We start from the raw sequence: 19,027 nt of genomic DNA, 5'->3' as shown, positions 1-19,027 counted from the left end.
CTTGCGGATCGCCATCAGGCCCGGCATCTCGTGCTCGGCGAGGGTGATCTCCTTGCGGCCGAACTCGGCCAGGGAGAGGTCGGCGACCTTGAAGTTCGTGACGTCAGTCGTGGACGAGGACACGTGTGCTCCTTGCATCGGGTACGGAGTCCGCTGCCGAGCCCAGTACGTTGCGATGGATCTCGAGCGTGGCGGTGGACTTGTTGAGGGTGATGTAGTGCAGTCCCGGAGCCTCTTCGGCGAGCAGGCGCCGGGCCATGGCGGTGGCGTGTTCGACCCCGATGGCGTGACTGTCGGCGGGGCGGTCGCGGGCGGCTTCCAGGCGGTGCGCGAGGTGTTCGGGAAATGCCGCTCCGGACAGTTCGGCGAAGCGGCGGATCTGGCGCACGTCGGTGGCGGGCATGATCTCCGGGATGATCGGGGTGTCACAGCCGGCGGCCGCCACCCGGTCCCTCAGCCGCAGGTAGTCCTCGACGTCGAAGAACATCTGCGTGATCGCGTAGTCGGCGCCCGAGCGGCATTTGGCCACGAAGTGCCGGATCTCGGAATCCCAGTCGGGCGAGCGCGGGTGGCGCTCCGGGAAGGCGGCCACTCCGATGGTGAACTCTCCCAGGGAGCGGACGAGTTCCACCAGTTCGACGGCGTGCGTCAGGCCCTGTGGGTGGGGGATCCAGGGGGCGTTCGGGTCGCCGGGCGGGTCGCCCCGCAGCGCCAGGACGTCGCGGATGCCGGCATCGGCGTACTGGCCGATGATGCGGCGCAGTTCGGCCGCCGAGTGGCCCACGGCGGTCAGGTGGGCGACCGGGCGCAGGGTGGTTTCGGCGGCGATGCGGCGGGTGACGTCGACGGTACGCTCACGGGACGAACCGCCTGCACCATAGGTGACGGACACGAAGTCGGGGTGCAGGGCCTCGACCCGGCGGATCGTGTCCCACAGCGCGCGGTTGCCGTTGTCGGTCTTGGGTGGGAAGAACTCGAAGGAGAACGTCGTCATGCGCGGACTCCCGCGTTGAAGTACGTGGCTTCGGGGTGGTGGATGACGACGGCGTCGGTGGACTGCTCGGGGTGGAGCTGGAATTCCTCGGAGAGCTGGACCCCGATCCGTTCCGGCTGCAGGAGGTGGGCGATCTTCGCTCGGTCCTCAAGATCGGGACAGGCACCGTAGCCCAGGGAGAAGCGCGCGCCGCGGTAACGCAGGGCGAACATGTCCTCCATGACGGCGGGGTCCTCGCCGGCGAAGCCGAGTTCGCCGCGCACCCGGGCATGCCAGTACTCGGCCAAGGCTTCTGCCAGTTGCACGGACAAGCCGTGCAGTTCGAGGTAGTCGCGGTAGGAATGGGATTCGAACAGCTCGGCCGTGGCGCCGCCGATCTTCGAGCCGACGGTGACGACCTGAAGGCCCACCACGTCCGTCTCGCCGGACTCCTCGGGGCGGAAGAAGTCGGCCAGGCAGAGCCGGCGGCCCCGCCGCTGGCGCGGGAAGGTGAAGCGGGTCCGCTCGTTGCCCCGCTCGTCGAGCAGGATCAGGTCGTCGCCCTTGGACACGCACGGGAAGTATCCGTAGACCACGGCGGCCTCCAGGAGGTTCCTGGTCTGCAGTTCGTCCAGCCAGCCGCGCAGACGCGGGCGGCCCTCGGTCTCGACCAGTTCTTCGTAGGTGGGCCCCTCGCCGGTGCGGTTCTGCTTCAGGCCCCACTGGCCCTTGAACAGCGCGCTCTCGTCCAGCCAGGACGCGTATTCCTTGAGCTGGATGCCCTTGACGACACGGGTGCCGAAGAAGGGCGGGGTGGGGACCGGGTTGTCCACGGCCACGTCCGAGCGCACCGCCCCTTGCGCCTCGTCGGCCTGCGACACCTGCGCGGTCGCCTTCGTGGGCACGCGGCGCTGCTTGAGTTCGGGCAGGACGGCGCCGGGCACGCCACGCTTGACGGCGATGAGCGCGTCCATCAGGCGCAGTCCCTCGAACGCGTCCCGGGCGTAGCGGACCTCGCCCTCGTAGATCTCGTGCAGGTCCTGTTCCACATAGGCCCGGGTCAGGGCGGCGCCGCCGAGGATGACCGGGAAGTCGGCGGCCATCTTGCGCTGGTTGAGCTCCTCCAGGTTCTCCTTCATGATCACGGTGGACTTCACCAGCAGCCCCGACATGCCGATCACGTCGGCGGAGTGTTCCCTGGCGGCTTCCAGGATCGCCGAGACCGGCTGCTTGATGCCGAGGTTGACGACGTTGTAGCCGTTGTTGGACAGGATGATGTCGACGAGGTTCTTGCCGATGTCGTGGACGTCGCCGCGGACGGTGGCCAGCACGATGGTGCCCTTGCCCTCGGCGTCGGACTTCTCCATGTGCGGTTCGAGATACGCGACGGCGGACTTCATCACCTCGGCGGACTGCAGGACGAACGGCAGCTGCATCTGCCCGGAGCCGAACAGCTCGCCGACGACCTTCATGCCCTCCAGGAGGGTGTTGTTGACGATGTCCAGGGCGGGCGTGTTCAGCAGGGCCTCGTCCAGGTCGGCCTCCAGGCCGTTCTTCTCGCCGTCGATGATGCGCCGTCGGAGCCGTTCGTCCAGCGGCAGCGCGGCCAGTTCCTCGGCCTTGCCCGCTTTCAGCGACTTGGCGGTGGCCCCCTCGAAGAGCGCCATCAGCTTCTGCAGCGGGTCGTAGTCCCCGCCACGCCGGTCGTAGATCAGGTCCAGCGCGGTGTTGATCTGCTCCTCGTCGAAACGGGCGATCGGCAGGATCTTCGAGGCGTGCACGATCGCAGTGTCCAGGCCCGCCTTGACACACTCGTCGAGGAAGACGGAGTTGAGCAGGATCCGGGCCGCGGGATTCAGACCGAAGGAGATGTTCGACAGACCGAGCGTGGTCTGCACCTCCGGGTGGCGGCGCTTCAGCTCCCGGATCGCCTCGATGGTGTGGACCCCGTCCTTGCGGGACTCCTCCTGACCGGTGCAGATGGTGAAGGTCAGGGTGTCGATGAGAATGTCCGACTCACGGATTCCCCAGGTGCCCGTCAGATCTGCGATGATCCGCTCCGCGATGGCCACCTTGTCCTCGACGGTGCGGGCCTGTCCCTCCTCGTCGATGGTCAGAGCGATCAGCGCGGCACCGTGCTCCTTGGCCAGCCGCGTGACCTGCGCGAAACGCGATTCGGGCCCGTCGCCGTCCTCATAGTTCACCGAGTTGATGACGGCGCGGCCGCCGAGCTTCTCCAACCCGGCCCGGATCACCTCCACCTCGGTGGAGTCCAGCACGATCGGCAGCGTCGAGGCGGTGGCGAAACGCCCGGCCAGCTCCTCCATGTCGGCCACACCGTCCCGGCCGACGTAGTCCACGCACAGATCCAGCATGTGCGCGCCCTCACGGATCTGATCGCGGGCCAACTCCACACAGTCGTCCCAGCGGCCCTCCAGCATGGCCTCACGGAACTTCTTCGAGCCGTTGGCGTTGGTGCGCTCGCCGATGGCCATGTACGAGGTGTCCTGTCGGAACGGCACCGACTGATACAGCGACGCCGCACCCGGCTCCGGTCGCGGCTCCCGCTCGCCCGGAACCACCCCTCGCACCCGCTCGACCACCTGACGCAGATGCTCGGGCGTCGTACCGCAGCAGCCACCCACCAGCGACAGCCCGTACTCGCCGACGAACGTCTCCTGCGCGTCGGCCAGCTCGGCGGGCGTGAGCGGATAGTGGGCGCCGTCCTTGCCGAGCACCGGCAGACCGGCGTTGGGCATGCACGACAGCGGCACCCTCGCATGCCGGGCCAGGTAGCGCAGATGCTCGCTCATCTCGGCCGGACCGGTCGCACAGTTCAGGCCGATCAGATCGATGCCCAGCGGCTCCAGCGCGGTCAGCGCCGCCCCGATCTCGGTGCCGAGCAGCATGGTGCCGGTCGTCTCCACCGTCACCGAGCAGATCACCGGCAGGTCCGCGCCCGTCGCCTCCAGCGCGCGCCGGGCCCCCAGGACCGCGGCCTTGGTCTGCAGGAGGTCCTGCGTCGTCTCCACCAGCAACGCATCCGCGCCGCCGGCGATCATGCCCTCGGCGTTCCGCTGGTAGGCATCGCGCAACGTCACGTACGGGGCATGGCCCAGAGTCGGCAGCTTCGTACCCGGTCCCATCGATCCCAGCACCCAGCGCTGCCGGCCGCTCGAAACAGTGAACTCGTCGGCCACCTCGCGAGCGAGGCGCGCACCGGCCTCGGACAGCTCGAAAACCCGTTCCGGGATGTCGTACTCGCCCAGAGCCGCGAAATTGGCGCCGAAGGTGTTGGTCTCCACGCAGTCGACACCCACCGCGAAATACTCCGCGTGTACCGATCGCACGATGTCCGGCCGGGTGATGTTCAGGATCTCGTTGCAGCCCTCGAGCTGCTGGAAGTCCTCCAGCGAAGGATCCTGTGCCTGCAACATCGTGCCCATCGCTCCGTCGGCCACCACCACACGGGTGGCCAGCGCCTCACGCAGAGCGTCTGCCCGGGCCGGGGCGGAGCCGGTCACGGGGTGACCGCCAGCCGCGAGGCGATGTCCTCGGCCGACTGGTGGCCGTAGGATCGGCTGATCCTGGCCAGCAGATCCGCGGCGAGCAGCTTGTACTCCTGCGGGCCCATGGCTTCGATCACCACCGTGGCCAGTGCGCAGCCGAGTTGAGCCGCGCGCTCGTAGGGAAGCCGCCAGGCGAGGCCGGCGAGGAAACCGGCGCGGAAGGCGTCGCCCACCCCAGTCGGGTCGACCACGTCGTCCGTCCGCACCGCCGGAATGTCCCGTGTCTCCGCCCCCGCCGCCGCGAGGGACACACCGTCGGCGCCGCGGGTGACGATCCAGGTTCCCACCCTGGCGAGAACCTCATCGCGGCTCCAGCCGGTCCGGTCGAGGAGCAGAGCGGCCTCGTACTCGTTGGTGAACAGCAGATGGGCACCGTCCACCAGACGCCGAGTCTGTTCGGTGTCCAAGCGGGCCAGTTGCTGGGAAGGGTCGGCCGCGACCGGAACACCCAACGCGTGAGCGGTGGTGGTGTGGCGCAGCATCGCCCCGGGGTCGTCGGCACCGACGATGACGAGGTCGAGAGGCTCCCCACCTCGATGCACTTCGCCCAGGTCGATCCGGCCGGCCTCGGCCATGGCTCCCGCGTAGAAGGTGGCGATCTGGTTCTGGTCGGCATCCGTGGTGCACACGAAGCGGGCGGTGTGCAGCGTTTCGCTGACCCGGACCGACGACGTGTCCACACCGTGCTCCCTGAGCCAGGCGTCGTACTCCGGAAAGTCCACGCCCGCGGCACCGACCAGCACAGGACGCAGACCGAAACGGCCGAGCCCCAGGGCGATGTTCGCCGCGACTCCTCCTCGGCGCACGTCCAGGCGGTCGGCGAGGAACGACAACGACACCCGGTCGAGCTGTTCGGTGAGGAGCTGCTCCTTGAAGCGGCCGGGGAAGATCAGCAAATGGTCGGTGGCTATCGAACCGGTGACTGCAATGCGCACAGCCATCTCCCTTCTTGCCTGTGGGCAGACCTGGTTCAGGACAGGCCGGCGGCCTTGCGGAGGGCGGCGGCGCGGTCGGTGCGTTCCCAGGTGAAGTCGGGGAGCTCGCGGCCGAAGTGGCCGTAGGCGGCGGTCTGTGTGTAGATCGGGCGGAGGAGGTCGAGGTCGCGGATGATGGCGGCGGGGCGCAGGTCGAAGACGTCTGCGACGGCCTCTTCGATGGTGTGCTGGGCGACGGTGGCGGTGCCGAAGGTCTCGATGAACAGACCGACGGGCTCGGCCTTGCCGATGGCGTACGCGACCTGGGCCTCGCACCGTGCGGCCAGGCCTGCGGCGACGATGTTCTTGGCGACCCAGCGCATGGCGTAGGCGGCGCTGCGGTCGACCTTGGAGGGGTCCTTGCCGGAGAAGGCGCCGCCGCCGTGGCGGGCCATGCCGCCGTAGGTGTCGATGATGATCTTGCGGCCGGTCAGACCCGCGTCACCCATCGGGCCGCCGGTCTCGAAGCGCCCGGTGGGGTTCACCAGCAGACGGTAGCCTTCGGTGTCCAACTTGATGCCGTCCAGGGCGAGTTCGGCCAGGACGTGCTCGACCACCTGTTCGCGGATGTCGGGGGCGAGCAGGGTGTCCAGGTCGATGTCGGCGGCGTGCTGGCTGGAGACCACGACGGTGTCCAGGCGCTCGGGGCGGCTGCCCGAGTACTCGATGGTCACCTGTGTCTTGCCGTCGGGGCGCAGGTAGGGCAGCGTGCCGTTCTTGCGGACCTCGGTCAGGCGCCGCGACAGCCGGTGCGCCAGGTCGATGGGCAGCGGCATCAGCGTGGGCGTCTCGTCGGTGGCGTAGCCGAACATCAGGCCCTGGTCACCGGCGCCCTGCGCGTCCAGTTCGTCCTCGTCGCCCTCGACACGCCGCTCGTAGGCGCTGTCCACGCCCTGCGCGATGTCCGGGGACTGCGCGCCGATGGACACCGACACCCCGCACGAGGCGCCGTCGAAGCCCTTGGCCGACGAGTCGTAGCCGATGTCCAGGATGGTGTCGCGCACCAGCTGCGCGATGGGGGCGTACGCCTTGGTGGTCACCTCGCCGGCGATATGCACCTGACCGGTGGTGATCAGCGTCTCCACCGCCACCCGGGAGGCCGGGTCCTCTCGCAGCAGCGCGTCCAGGATCGTGTCACTGATCCGGTCTGCGATCTTGTCGGGGTGGCCCTCGGTCACGGACTCCGAAGTGAACAGTCGACGGGACATCGCCGTTTCTCCTCTGCTTGATAAGGGGGCACTGGGCACATGGGGGTGAGGCCGGGTGAACGGCGGGAAGGTGAGGGTCAGGAAGTGCATGTGAAGCCGGGAACGGTCACGACGCCCGCCGCACCCCGCGCCCTGTCCAGGACGAGCCTGGCCAGGGCGATGTCCAGCGAACCGAGGCCGAAGGGGGAGTAGACGGCTCGTGTGCCGCGGTCGGGCTTGACCGTGCCGCGCAGCAGGTCACCGACGGGGACGATGTCCTGGCGCTGCACGGTGCCCTGTTCGACAGCGAGGGCGAGCGAGGTCTTCTCGCGCAGGGCGTGCGACACGTCGTCGACCACGTGCACGGCGCCGGCCATGGCCTCGGGCGTCAGGTCGCGCAGAGACATGTGCAGGACCACGGCGTCGTGTTTGAACCAGCTCGACTCGCTGAGGTGCGGCACGACCGCGGTGGTGGCGAAGAGCACGACGTCCGCGTCCTCCACGGCCTCCCGGAGGGTGGCGGCCGTGGAGACGTCGGCCGTGAGCCGACCGGGGAGCGTCCTGGTCTCCGCGGCGAAGCTCTGCGCGCGTTCGTGGTCGAGGTCGAACACGACGAGCCGTTCGCCGGTCCAGCCCAGGCCCGCGAACACCTCCAGGGTGGTGCGCGAGATGTAGCCCGTGCCGATGACCGCCACCTTGGCCGGCGCACGGTCGCCCGCGCGCAGCGCCTCCGCGCCGACCGCCGCCGACAGCGCGGTGCGGTGCCCGCTGATCTGTGCTCCTTCCAGGACGGCCCGGGGGAAGCCGGTGCGCGGATCGTTGAGAGCGATCAGGGCGGACGCCCGGGGCAGCCCGAGGCCGAGGTTCTCCGGGAAGCTGGAAATCCACTTCACCCCCATGGCCTCTGAGTCGCCGGCGACATACGCGGGCAGGGCGATGACGCGTTCCCTGCGCCCTTCGTCCGGGCGCAGGAACAGGCTGTCGGGGTTGACCAACTGCCCCTGTGCCGCCTTGATGTAGATGTCCTCGACAAGCTCCTTGGACGCAGTGCCCAGGGACTGCAGAACATCCCTGACCGCCGCCGCGGGGACGATGGTGAGGCTCTCGTCCGGGGACTGCTCGGGGTGATCCATGTGTACCTCGCTGTTCGGGTCGTGTCGGGGGAGAGACGGGGCGGAGCCGGGCCGGCGCCCCGGCGGGGGCTAGCGCAGCAGGGAGAACTTCTTCGTCAGCGGGTCGACCGCGTCGCGCGGACCGAAGACGGCCACGCCGTAGTAGTCGAGTTCGCTCTCCGGTGTCCGGCGCATGCGCTCAAGCTGGTCGGCATAAGTGCCCCCGGTCATCTGCCCGGTGAAGTCGGTGCTCAGGAGTCCGGCCGCGGACGCTTCGCCGCGCAGCCGACGCAGCCAGGCGGGGCGGCCCTCGAGTACGACGAGCGAGAGTCCGGAGACGGGCGCGTGGGTTCCCGCGTCGGCATCCGGGAACTCGAGGAACGACATGTGCGGGAGCAGTTCGGGACGTTCGGCCGCTGCCTTCGCGACCAGACCGAGACAGAGGTGGGAGGCGGCGTTCGTGGCCACTCCGGGATCGAGCTTGGCCTTGAGGGCCACTACGAACTTGAATTCCGCGTCGACATCTTCGGGCGTTACTACGATTCGAGTGTTTTCGAGCATGGCGTACGCTGCGGTCCTTTTCTTGGCTGCATGTGGAACGTGAAAGTCAGGAGCCCGAGGAGTAGTCGCGAAACCGCTGAACCTTGGCCGGGTTGATGCGGTATCCGGGGCGGCCTTGGATGACGGCATCCTGGATCAGTTCGTACTCGGCGGATTCTCGGAAGATTTTCTGGCAGGTATTCCGGAATCTGCGCACGGTCTGGGCTATTGCTGCCGGAGTGCGATTCGTGCGCTGTGACAGCTCCGTTGCCGAAAGAAACGGGACGTCGCCATCCGGTCGCCGGTGCATAAATGCTTCGCCGAGCACTCTGAGCGTATCAGTAAGGGGCTGCGGCGTGATTTCATAGATGGTCATTCCTTCCAGCGAGAGGAGCGATCCGTAGAGCGCCACCTCGAATCGGTCGACATCCGGTGCGGTGTCCGCGCCGAGCTCCACCGGGAACGCCGGCGTCAAATGGACGGGGCGCAGCCCGATGTACTTGCTGAGCTGCCACTGGAACTGGCTGCTCTGGGGATCCTGCAGGTAATGGGCCGTCGCATTCACCATCTCCGGTACAACGGGACGCAGTTCCTGGAGGTAGCGGGTGACCCACTCCACCGCGTCGGCCTTGCCGTGCAGCCGGGCGTGCAGGATGGCCGCGTCGAGCAGCACGACGGCGGCGCTGGTCTCCAGGCCCGCGTAGGCGAACCGGTCGTGCAGAGTCGTCGCGGTGTCGATCAGTACGCGTGGCTTGACCCGGATCCGGTAGGTGCGCAGCATCCGGTGCCAGCCCTCGTACGCGGTCAGATGGGGGTTCCAGTCGTGGCGGTGGTCCGTGTAGCGGTCGGCGAGGTGCAGGAAGATCCTCGGGTAGGGCGAGGCCTGGAAGGCGGACCACCCGCAGGAGAAGACGTCGAGCGCCGCGTCGAAGTCCCGTCGGGATCCGTAACGGCAGGCCGCGATGAGGTACTCGCTGGTGTGCACATAGCGTTTCAGCAGTGCTTCGTCCCGGGTGGTGAGCACATCCGGGCGCACCGTGGAGGACTCCACGAACGTGCCGTAATTGCCGCTGCGTACGTCGCCGAGGTGGAAGGCGTACGACTCGTCCGCCCCACCGTCGACGAGCGGGTGGGTGCGGAGGATCTCCTCCACGTAGTCCCGCTGCGCCTGGGCGGTGGCCGACGCCCGGTCCTCGCGGCCGGCCAGCAGATGGGCGATGACCAGGTCCGTGTGCAGCCAGGCGGCGTCCGCGTAGTAGCGATAGTTGCGGTACCGGTCGAGCGACACTCCGAAGGAGGACAGCGCCCGCTCCGCGTCGTTCGCCGTAGCGTCGGCCAGCCCCTGCTTCCAGGAGACGAACGAAACCTCGGAGAACTGCCGCAGAGGCACGTCGAGGCCGAGTTCGCCGGCGAGTCGTGCGAAAGCCGCGGGGAACGCGGACTGCGGATAGTCGGCCCAGCCCTGGCTGAGGTGGTCGGCCGCTTCGGTCAGAAGGTCCGGCGACTTCTCGTCCACTCCGCGGTCGAGAAGTTCGATCAGTTCGATCGCCCGAGGCAGGATCCGACCCGTGTACAGGATCGAGGATTTGACGTACCGTTCGGCGGTTTTGCTCAGAAGGGGTGCGATCGATGCGCCGCCGTCCATGCGGGCACACAACGCGCCGAGCACGAGCGTCTGTGCCACGTCATGTTCGTCGGCGAACCGGAGTTCGCCGGCCGATACGTCGACCACGTCTTCCACGTCCCCCCGTCGGCCGCCTGAGGCATGCCTTTCGAGCGCGTGAAAGCGCTCGGCCAAGCTGCTTGTCTGCACCTCGGTCCTATCCTTCATTTGTTCAGGGCAGGCGTACTCGCCTGATCTCGCAGGCCTATCCGGTGACGCCGGTCGGCAGGGCGGTCGCCCCGATCGATTGCATCCACCTGTCGGAGTAGATGGTGCTCTCGTACTTCTCTCCGCCGTCCGCGCAGATGCACAGGGCGTCGCGGACCTCGGGGTTCTCACGCAGATAGCGTGCGCAGGCCGCCACGACCGCGCCGGACGAAGCGCCGAGGTGAACACCCGTCTCCGCCAGAACCGTCCGGCAGTAGTAGGCGGCCTCGCCGACGTCCACGTAGGCGTAGTGGTCGATCAGGGAATCCTTGAGGAAGGAGGACGGCCGGCTCGCGCCGATGCCGGACAGGTGCCGGCGGCCGGGTCGGCCGCCGTAGGCGACGGAGCCGTTGACGTCCACGGCCACCATGCGGGTGGCCACGCCCCGGTCGCGGAAGCACTGACTGATCCCGGCGAACGTACCGCCGGTGGAGACGGCGGCGAACAGCGCGTCCGGAGGGGACGGCAGCTGATCCAGGATCTCCGGGCCGGTCATCCGGCAGTGTATGTCCGGGTTCTCGGGACTGTTGTACTGGTCGACCCATACGTAGCTGTCGTCGATCTCGAGCATCTCCTGGACCTTGGCGAGCCGTGACAGCAGATACCCGCCCGCCTCGTCGACCTCGTCGACCATCACGATGTGGGCGCCGAGGTCCGTCAGGCGTGTGCGGACCTCGGTCGTGCTCATGGGGTCGAGTACGGCGGTGAAACCGATGTTCAGATAGCGGGCCATGCCGGCCAGGGCCACGCCCAGGTTGCCCGACGTGGACTCGAGCAGTTGCACTCCGGGCCTGATCCTGCCGTCCCGCACGAGGCCGCGTACCAGGCCGTAGGCGGTACGGGCCTTGATGGAGCCGGAGATGTTGTACCCCTCGAGCTTCAGCTGGATCGTTCGTCGCTCCCCCTGGACATCAATCGTGACGGGCTTGATCGGGGTGAGCCCCAGCAGGGCCTCGAAGCGGTCCAAGTAGTGCTTCATCTTCCCTCACCTGTCGTGCGGCCGACCGGTCACCTGCGCTACTGCATGTCATGTTCAGCCGCTGTGATGACACAGGACAGTCATACTAAGTAAGATCCATGACGTAAAGGGGGTGTCTCAGGATCTGGGCTGCCCCCGTCGACACGACTCGTGGAAGGGCTCCTCGTGGTGATCCAGGAGCAAGACCAACTGCCGCCCAAGGAGAAAGCGAGGCTTGTGCGCGATGCCCTCGGGGTCGGGCTGGCCGTCGGTGCCTACGGCCTGTCCTACGGGGCGCTGGCCGTTTCCAGCGGCCTGAGCATCGGACAGACGCAGTTCCTGTCCCTCCTGCTGTACGGAGGCTCCGCTCAACTCGCCCTGGTGGGTACGCTCGCGGCGGGTGGCGGCGGCGTTGCCGCATCCGCGACCGCGACGCTACTCGGAGTGCGCAGTCTTTTCTACGGGGTGAGCCTGCGGCCGGTGCTGGATGTCCGCGCGAGGCTCCTGCTGCCCGCTGCTCATCTGCTGAGCGACGAGAGCACGGCCATGGCGATAGCCAAGCAGACGCCGTCGGCGAGTCGCTTCGCCTACTGGGTCACCGGCTCCGTGGTGTTCCTGTTCTGGAACGTGACCACTCTGGTCGGTGCTCTCGCCGGCTCGCTCCTGGCGGACCCCAAGGTGCTCGGGCTCGATGTGGCCTCCTCCGCCGCGTTCCTGGCCCTGGTGGCGCCGAGGCTGCGTGAGCGTGACGGCCGGTTCGTCTTCGTCCTCGCGGCCCTGGTGGCCGTGGCCGTGTCCCCGCTCGTCGGTTCGGGCCTGCCCGTGGTGATCGCCGGGCTGACGGCTCTGAGCGTCCTGCTGCTGCCGACGGTGCGGCCCCGACGGCAGGATGGCCGGAATGCGGATGACGAAGCGCCGGAAGGCGGGCCCGTGGGCGGTGTCCCGGCGGACGGGCCGGGCGCTGGGGAGCGTACGCCCGGGCGCGGAGGTGCCTCATGAGCTGGACCTGGATCCTCCTCGCGACGGCCGCGTGTTTCGCGCTCAAGCTGGCCGGACTGCTGGTCCCTGAGAGGGCGCTCGACCAGCCGGCCGTCGCACGGGTCGCGGGTGTGGTGCCCGTTGCGCTGCTCGCGGCCCTCATCGCCACGCAGACCTTCGTCGACCAGCAGCAACTCGCCCTCGACGAAAGGGCCGTGGGGCTTGCTGTCGCGGGTGTGGCGGTGTGGCGGCGTGCGCCGTTCCTGGTCGTGGTGGTGGCTGCGGCCGCCACCACCGCGGGTCTGAGGTGGCTCGACCTGGCCGGTTGAAGGTGCGCGTTCAGATCTTGAGACGCCTCTTTACGAGTCATCGACAATGAATAAGATGACGTAAGTAAGTCATCCCAAGGAGGCAGTATGACAAGCACGGCTGAGTATGCGGAGCTTCAGTACGGATGGGAGAAGGCCTACCAGGATCAGGATGCAGGTCCGCTGTGGCAGGAGGATCCAATTCCGGTCATTCCTCAGGCAGTTGAGGCCCTCGAAGCTCGCGGCGTTCGTACGGTCGTCGACCTGGGCTGTGGTGACGGGCGCAACCTCGCGGCCCTGGCCGACGCCGGGTTCAACGCGGTCGGCGTCGACATCGCCCCCACCGGCCTGGCGCACGCCCGGGATGTGATCAAGCAGCGCTCGTTCCTGCTGCGCGCCGACGCGACGAAGCTGCCGCTCATCGACTCCTCGGTCGACGCGGTGACGTGCTTCGACGTCTTCGGTCAGATCCAGGACCCCACGGACCTGATAGCCGAGGCCCGTCGCATCGTGGCGCCCGGCGGCCTGTTCGTCACCAATGCCTTCACGCTCAAGGACGGCACGTACGGCGAGGGCGAGGAGATCGCGCCCCACACCTTCGCCTACAAGGACACGCTGTTCCGCTACTACAGCGAGGAGGAGATGCGCGAGCTCTTCTCCGACTGGACCATTCACGAGATCCGCCGGATCTCCTGGGACGACCCGCCGCACGGCGACTTCCGCCCCTACCCGCACACCCACGACAACTGGGTTGTGTACGCCACGCCGCAGGGCTGATCCGGTCCAGGCGTTTCGCAGGGCGGTCCTGCCCGGCATCCTGAGGCAGGGCCGCCCTGGGCCCATCGAACATTCTCTCTTCACCACGGCGCCCGGCCCGGCCACGGGCCGAGTGCGGCCCGAGTGCGGGCACGTCGAGCGAAGTCCCCGCGGCGGATACCTGCGGCTCCGTGCGAGACGCGTTCCTCCGGACGACCGGCAACCTCCTCCGTGCCGCCGTAACACCCTCCGTGCCGCCGTGCGGTCCTCCCTTCGCGAGGCCTGCGCGCGGCCGCTTCCGGCGGACCGCGACGCACCGTCGGTGATCCGTACACCCTCGCCTCACGATCCAGGGCCCAGGTCGCGAACGCCGTCGGCCGGGCCGATCCCGGCCTGCCCCGGACAAGGGCGCCTTCCGGCCGGGGACCGCCGACCCAGCCAGGTCCGAAGACCCATCAGCAAGTGAGTGGACGGGAATGAAGACACGCATCGCCGTGGCCGGTTTCATGATCACCGGCACACCCGACAAAGTTCCCCTGTCGCCTCTCGCCGTCGCCGGTTCCCTCGCACAGGCAGACCGACGCGGCCGCGCGCACCGCCCGGTGTCCCTGGAACCAGCCGACACCCACCTGCCCGCCCCGGCCGAGCTGCCCGGCCGGGAACCAGTTGAGCTGCGACGGATAGGCCTGTGACCAAGAGAATTGTCATCATCGGAGGCGGCGCCACCGCTGTCAGCGCGTTGGCCCACGTGGCCGGCGCGCCCGGCATCGAACGCATCACCCTGGTGGCGCCCGGCGCGATCGGGTTCGGCACCGCTTTCGGCACCACCGACCCCACGCTGCTGTGCAACACCTCCGTGGACGTGACGTCCCTGCTGAGCGAAGGGCGTTCCGACTTCCTCGACTATCTGGCGGCACGCGGACATCCCGTGCACCGCGACGACTTCGTGCCCCGCTACCTCGTCGGGCAGTACTGCCGGGAGCGCTACGGCCAGTACCGCGACCGGGCCCGCGCCGCGGGCACCAGGGTCACCCACATCCGGGAACGGGCGGTTGCCATCAACAGCCTCGACGACGGCACGTACCAGGTCGAGCTGGGCGACGGCGCCACCGTCACGGGCACCGACATCCTTTTCTGCGCGGGAGCCGAGGCTCCCCGGCTGCCGGCCGAGGTCAGCGCCCACCGGGGCGACCCGCGCCTGCTCGAATCGCCCTATCCGACCGACCGGTTGCGGCGACTGCCGCACGACGCGCGGGTTCTCGTGCTCGGCTCCAAGCTGTCGGCCATCGACGCCGCCCTCGTCCTGTCCCAGCAGGGCCGTCGGTACTGCGTCCTCACCTCTCCTTCCGCCACCCTGCCGGCTGTGCGCACCCGACTGCGCCGCAGCGCCGAGCCCGCCATCGGCCGACGCGACTGGGCGGCACTCGACCCCGAGAAGGCCTCCTTCGACGGCTCGCTCACCCGCATGCTCGTGCGAGCCATACGGCGCAGCCACCCCACGACGCGCGCCGTCCGCGCCCGCTCCGGCGCGGACATGGCCACTCGGCTGCTGCGTGAGGAGGCCCAGTTCGCCGACGACGGCCGCGTACCGTGGCAGGACATCGTCGCCGAGGTCATCGACGCACTGAACGAGCACGTACCGCACTGGCGGCCCCGGGCCGCCGCCGACGTCCTCGCCCGCTACCGCACCCTGATGTCGCGGTACATCTCCGCGATTCCGGTGCGCAACGCCAAGCTGCTCGCATTCCACGCCGCGGCGGGCAGGCTGCGCGTGTCCCCCGGCTACCCGCGGCGGATCGAGCGGACCGACGCCGGGTGGCGGGTGCACTGGCCGGACGGCTCGTACGAGAGCTTCGACCAGGTGGTCGTCGCCGCCGGATACCGCACCCGGCGGCTCACCGGAGCCGTCGGCCGGCTGCAGGTCGGCTACGACGGGGACGGCCCGCAGCCCGAACTCCTCGCCGACCTGCGGGTCCGGTTCCCCGAACGCGGCACCCCGGAACGCATCTGGGTCCTCGGCGCCGCCGCGGGCGCCCGTCACCCCATCGTCAACTACCTGCGCGCGGCCGCTCAGCACGCGGCCGTGGCCGGAGACCAGATCGTCCGTCCCCGCACCGTTGAAGCAGCCCCGCTCGCCGAAAGGACCGCTCTGTGATCGCGCTCGTCATCCCGGCCTCCAGCGGCGCCCAGCTCGCCGACGCCCTCCAGGAGGAGGGGGCCGCATTCCTCGAGGTCCACCCGGAGGACCGCGCGCCGCTGGCGGGTACGGAGCGCACCGGCATCAAGACCGTCCTGCACACCGACCTCGACAGCACGGCTGAGCAGCTGCGCGCACTGGGCGTGCGCACCGTCGTCGCGGGCAGCGAGTTCGGCGTCACCCTTGCCGACGAGCTCGCCGAGCGGCTTCAACTCCCGTATCACAAGCACGAACTGCGCTCGGCCCGCCGCGACAAGTACCTGATGCAGCAGGCCCTCGCCGATGCCGGCCTCGCCCACGCCCGCAGCGCGGTCGTGCGCACCGAGGACGAGCTGAGGGCCCTCCTGGCCTCATGGGCGTCGTACCCGATGGTGATCAAGCCGTTCAACAGCGCGGGCAGTGACGGCTGCCGGATCTGCTCCACCGGGGACGAGGCCCTCACCGCCTTCCGAGCGGTCGTGGGACAGCGCAACCTCATGGGTGAGATCAATGAAGGAGTCCTCGCGCAGGAGTTCCTCTCCGGCTCCCAGTACATCGTCAACACGGTGAGCATGGACGGCCGGCATCTGCTCGCCGAGCTGTACGCCGAGCGCATCGACCGCATCGAGGGCAGTCCGGTGCTGCGGCACATCATCAGCCGCACCATTCCGGACGAGCGCGAGCAGGAGCTCGTCGACTACACCATGAACTGCCTCGACGCGCTCGGCCTGAAAGACGGCCCGGCCCACACCGAGGTGATGCTCACCGCCGACGGGCCCAGGCTCGTCGAGGTCAACTCGCGGCTCATGGGCCCCTATCTGTCACCGGACGCCTACCACTGCGCCTTCGGCTACGGCAGCCCTCACCTGGTCGTCGAACGGCTGCTGCGACCCGACGACTTCCACAACCGGTTCGACCTGCCGTACGGGCCGGCCCGCACCCTGGCCAAGGTCTTCCTCCGCGCCGACCGCCCGGGCATCCTGACCTCCGCCGACGGCCTGCGCGAACTGCGCCGGCTGCCCGGCTTCCACAGCGTGGCCCGGCTACCGCAGGTCAACGACGTACTGCGGGACACCCAGCTGACCACGGGTTCCTGCGGCACGGCCTTCTTCGTGCACGAGGACGCCGAACTCATCGAGCACAGCCTCGCGGTGCTGCATGAGATGGAGGACTCAGGAACCCTGTTCCAGGTCACCGAAGTCGGGGGCTGACCATGCCCGTTCTCTGCATCGTCGCCTCCGTGCTGCTGCAGGCGGGCGTGTACGGCTTCGTGTCGGGCACCCTGGACTCCAGTGGCAGCCTGGCGCTCTCCTGCGCCGGATTCGGCGCCGCCGCGGTGCTGTTCAACACGGTTCTGCTGGCCCGTCGGCTGCGGAGGGGACGCACGCCCGCCGCCCCTGGGACCCGCGGTCTGCTGATGGCGATGAACGTCGTCACGGCCGTCACCTTCCTCAGCTTCTACGCCTCCCTGACCTGGGTGCCGGCCACTCTGGCGACCGGTGTCGAGACGGCCATCGGCCCGATCGTGCTCGGGCTGCTCGGCCTCGCCGGGCAGGGCCGTCGAGTGTCCCGGCAGGGCTGGTTCGCAGCGGTCGTGCTCGTACTGCTCGGTGTCGCGATCGGACAGCGGTTCACCGCGGACGGCGCGGTCGGGCCCGGGACGGCGGTAGGCCTGGCCCTGGTGATCGTCGCCGGGGTCGGTGCGCCCGTACTCGCCCTGCTGTCCGCCGAGTTGGGACGGCGAGGCGTCGACCCCGTGTACGTCACGGCACACCGCTTCCACCTCACATACCTGTGCGGCGGACTGCTCCTGCTCCTCGTCGGCGGACCCGGCGGCGACCACACCGGAGAGCTGCTGACCATGCTGCTCACCGGCGTGCTCGCGGTGACCCTTCCGCTCTTCGCACTGCAGGCCGGACTGCAACGTACCGACCCCATGGTGGCGATGGTCCTCCTCACCACCCTGCCAGGCGTCACCTACCTGGCGGAGACGGCCTTCCACGGCTCCTTCGACGCCGTCGCGCTCGCCCAGATCTGCGCACTGATCCTGGTCGCGGTCTGGTACGTCCGGGTCTCCGGCAAAGACAGGCCCGCACCGGTCGCGGCGCAGCCGCCCCTTGCCACCAAAGCGTGAGACGCACCCCATCCGACAGGAACGATTGCATGGATCCGACGGCACAGCTCTACCTGGATCTGATGAAGAAGGTACTGGCGAACACCATCTACGAGGACGCGCCCGTACCGGCCAGCTGGGCCCCCGCCCACGAGTACGACGAGCTCAACCGCAGACTCGGTGTCGACTGGCCGAGCGTGGCGCACACCATGATCGGAATACGCCGCCTCGAGAACGTCGAGCACTGCGTGAAGACGGCGCTCGCGGACGGCGTACCCGGCGACTTCATCGAGACCGGCGTGTGGCGCGGCGGGACCTGCATCTTCATGCGGGCCGTGCTCAAGGCCCACGGCGTGACCGACCGGCGCGTGTGGGTGGCGGACTCCTTCCAAGGCATGCCGGCCGCGGACGCGTCGACCCATGCGGGGGACCGGGAGCTCGCCTCCGACCGCTACAACGACTTCATGGCGACGGATCTGCCCACGGTCCGCCGGAACTTCGAGCGCTACGACCTGCTCGACGAGCAGGTGCGGTTCCTGCCCGGCTGGTTCCGCGACACGCTGCCCACCGCTCCGGTGGACCGGCTCGCCGTGCTGCGGCTGGACAGCGATCTGTACGAGTCGACGATGGACACCTTGGTCCACCTGTATCCCAAGCTCTCGCCCGGCGGATTCGTGATCGTGGACGACTACCACATCCCCGTGTGCGCCGAAGCCGTGCACGACTGGAGGGCCGAGTACGGGGTCACCGACCCCATCCAGGACATCGACGGCCTGGGCGTCTACTGGCGGCGTGCGGCATGAGCCCGAGGAATGGAGCAGCGGAAGTGACCGTAACCGCGGGCGAGGTGCTCGCCCTTGTCTCGGACCGGCTTGCCGTCCCGGCGCAACAGCTCGACCCCGGAGGTTCGTTCGTCGCCGCGGGGGCGGACTCGCTGTCGCTCATGGCACTGGCCAGGGCTGTGCAGTCCGAGTTCGGGGTACGGGTGTCCCTGCGTGAACTGTTCACGGACGTCGACACCCCGGAGAAGCTGGCCGCGACGGTGGCGGACCGTGCCACGCCCCGGGCGGCCTCCGCTGCTCCGGCGGCCTCCGCTGCCCCGGCGGCCTCCGCTGCTCCGGCTGCGTCGGCTGCTCCGGCTGCGTCGGCTCTTTCGGCTCAGGTACCGGTCGCGCCCGCGGAGCCCGTCCCACCCGCTCCCGTGCCCACCACGCCCGTCGCGCCGCCTCCGGTGCCGAGCGGAGACGCCATCGAGTCCGCGCTCACCCTGTTCACCGACCAACTGCGGCTCGCGGGCACGATGATGACCCGATTCTCCGAGCTGACGGCCGAACAGCTGAAGGTCCTCAGCGGTCTGCGAGCGGGCGAGGCCGCCGGCGCTCCGTCCGCTCCGCCCGCCGCCCAGCCCGGACCGGAGACGGACCGGACCGACGCCACTGCCGCCGAGCCGGCCCCTGTCGCCCCGACCACCCGCCGTCCGCCGGCCCGCGTGCCCGCGTCCGCCGGTCGCGCC

General features: G+C 69.1%; 18 protein-coding genes. 9 read left to right on the top strand and 9 right to left on the bottom strand.

All coding sequences use genetic code 11. From position 1 onward, the window contains the following. From ACFY5B_RS38310 to ACFY5B_RS38270, 9 genes are all read right to left on the bottom strand, one after another. The coding region (locus ACFY5B_RS38310) for an adenosylhomocysteinase (RefSeq protein ID WP_389979510.1) at nt 1–138 on the bottom strand (138 nt) is incomplete at its 3' end. Continuing rightward, a complete protein-coding gene (metF, locus tag ACFY5B_RS38305; RefSeq protein ID WP_389979507.1) occupies nt 104–994 on the bottom strand; it encodes a methylenetetrahydrofolate reductase [NAD(P)H] in 891 nt (296 codons plus the stop codon). The genes metF and ACFY5B_RS38310, both read right to left, overlap by 35 nt. Beyond that, complete coding sequence (gene metH / locus ACFY5B_RS38300; RefSeq protein WP_389979504.1) at nt 991–4,497, bottom strand: methionine synthase; 3,507 nt, start codon at nt 4,495–4,497, stop codon at nt 991–993. The genes metF and metH overlap by 4 nt, the downstream gene beginning before the upstream one ends. Beyond that, on the bottom strand, nt 4,494–5,477 hold the full coding sequence (locus tag ACFY5B_RS38295; RefSeq protein WP_389979501.1) for a carbohydrate kinase family protein: 984 nt from the start codon (nt 5,475–5,477) through the stop codon (nt 4,494–4,496). Before ACFY5B_RS38295 ends, metH begins: the two co-directional genes overlap by 4 nt. 35 nt (nt 5,478–5,512) lie before the next feature. Then, nucleotides 5,513–6,724: a methionine adenosyltransferase gene (gene metK / locus ACFY5B_RS38290; protein ID WP_389979498.1), complete on the bottom strand. Its 1,212-nt coding sequence runs from the start codon at nt 6,722–6,724 to the stop codon at nt 5,513–5,515. 77 nt (nt 6,725–6,801) lie between these two features. Next, the gene (locus tag ACFY5B_RS38285; protein ID WP_389979495.1) at nt 6,802–7,836 is read right to left on the bottom strand and encodes a 2,3-diaminopropionate biosynthesis protein SbnB; all 1,035 of its coding nucleotides are present in this window, start codon (nt 7,834–7,836) and stop codon (nt 6,802–6,804) included. Between the two features lie 69 nt (nt 7,837–7,905). After that, entirely contained in the window at nt 7,906–8,376 is a 471-nt protein-coding gene (locus tag ACFY5B_RS38280; protein ID WP_389979492.1) for a DUF2000 domain-containing protein, read from the bottom strand. A 46-nt stretch (nt 8,377–8,422) separates the two neighbouring features. Next, a complete protein-coding gene (locus tag ACFY5B_RS38275) occupies nt 8,423–10,087 on the bottom strand; it encodes a hypothetical protein (RefSeq protein WP_389979490.1) in 1,665 nt (554 codons plus the stop codon). A gap of 136 nt (nt 10,088–10,223) precedes the next feature. Further along, nucleotides 10,224–11,204 carry a cysteine synthase family protein gene (locus ACFY5B_RS38270; protein WP_389979487.1) on the bottom strand — a complete coding sequence of 327 codons (981 nt, stop codon included), beginning with the start codon at nt 11,202–11,204 and terminating at the stop codon, nt 10,224–10,226. Nucleotides 11,205–11,420: 216 nt separating this feature from the next. Here ACFY5B_RS38270 and ACFY5B_RS38265 point away from each other — a divergent pair, with 216 nt between their 5' ends. The 9 genes from ACFY5B_RS38265 to ACFY5B_RS38225 form a co-directional block, all read left to right on the top strand. After that, entirely contained in the window at nt 11,421–12,182 is a 762-nt protein-coding gene (locus ACFY5B_RS38265) for an AzlC family ABC transporter permease (protein WP_389979484.1), read from the top strand. Further along, the gene (locus ACFY5B_RS38260; RefSeq protein ID WP_389979481.1) at nt 12,179–12,490 is read left to right on the top strand and encodes an AzlD domain-containing protein; all 312 of its coding nucleotides are present in this window, start codon (nt 12,179–12,181) and stop codon (nt 12,488–12,490) included. Before ACFY5B_RS38265 ends, ACFY5B_RS38260 begins: the two co-directional genes overlap by 4 nt. Before the next feature lie 87 nt (nt 12,491–12,577). Then, nucleotides 12,578–13,246: a class I SAM-dependent methyltransferase gene (locus ACFY5B_RS38255; protein ID WP_389979478.1), complete on the top strand. Its 669-nt coding sequence runs from the start codon at nt 12,578–12,580 to the stop codon at nt 13,244–13,246. Nucleotides 13,247–13,701: 455 nt separating this feature from the next. After that, entirely contained in the window at nt 13,702–13,917 is a 216-nt protein-coding gene (locus tag ACFY5B_RS38250; protein WP_389979475.1) for a hypothetical protein, read from the top strand. After that, on the top strand, nt 13,914–15,380 hold the full coding sequence (locus tag ACFY5B_RS38245; protein WP_389979472.1) for an FAD/NAD(P)-binding protein: 1,467 nt from the start codon (nt 13,914–13,916) through the stop codon (nt 15,378–15,380). The genes ACFY5B_RS38250 and ACFY5B_RS38245 overlap by 4 nt, the downstream gene beginning before the upstream one ends. Continuing rightward, nucleotides 15,377–16,612, top strand: coding sequence for an ATP-grasp domain-containing protein (locus ACFY5B_RS38240; RefSeq protein WP_389979469.1), 1,236 nt, complete (start codon nt 15,377–15,379; stop codon nt 16,610–16,612). Before ACFY5B_RS38245 ends, ACFY5B_RS38240 begins: the two co-directional genes overlap by 4 nt. Before the next feature lie 2 nt (nt 16,613–16,614). Beyond that, nucleotides 16,615–17,535, top strand: a complete 921-nt coding sequence (locus ACFY5B_RS38235; RefSeq protein ID WP_389979466.1) for a hypothetical protein — start codon at nt 16,615–16,617, stop codon at nt 17,533–17,535. A gap of 29 nt (nt 17,536–17,564) precedes the next feature. Continuing rightward, the gene (locus ACFY5B_RS38230; protein WP_389979463.1) at nt 17,565–18,317 is read left to right on the top strand and encodes a TylF/MycF family methyltransferase; all 753 of its coding nucleotides are present in this window, start codon (nt 17,565–17,567) and stop codon (nt 18,315–18,317) included. A 23-nt stretch (nt 18,318–18,340) separates the two neighbouring features. Further along, a partial coding sequence (locus ACFY5B_RS38225; protein WP_389979461.1) for an acyl carrier protein occupies nt 18,341–19,027 on the top strand: 687 nt, incomplete at its 3' end.

Source organism: Streptomyces sp. NPDC013187 (genome assembly GCF_042899705.1).
Classification (GTDB): domain Bacteria; phylum Actinomycetota; class Actinomycetes; order Streptomycetales; family Streptomycetaceae; genus Streptomyces; species Streptomyces hawaiiensis_A.
Note: the sequence above shows the minus strand (reverse complement) of the source record. Positions and strands in the feature narration are given on the sequence as shown.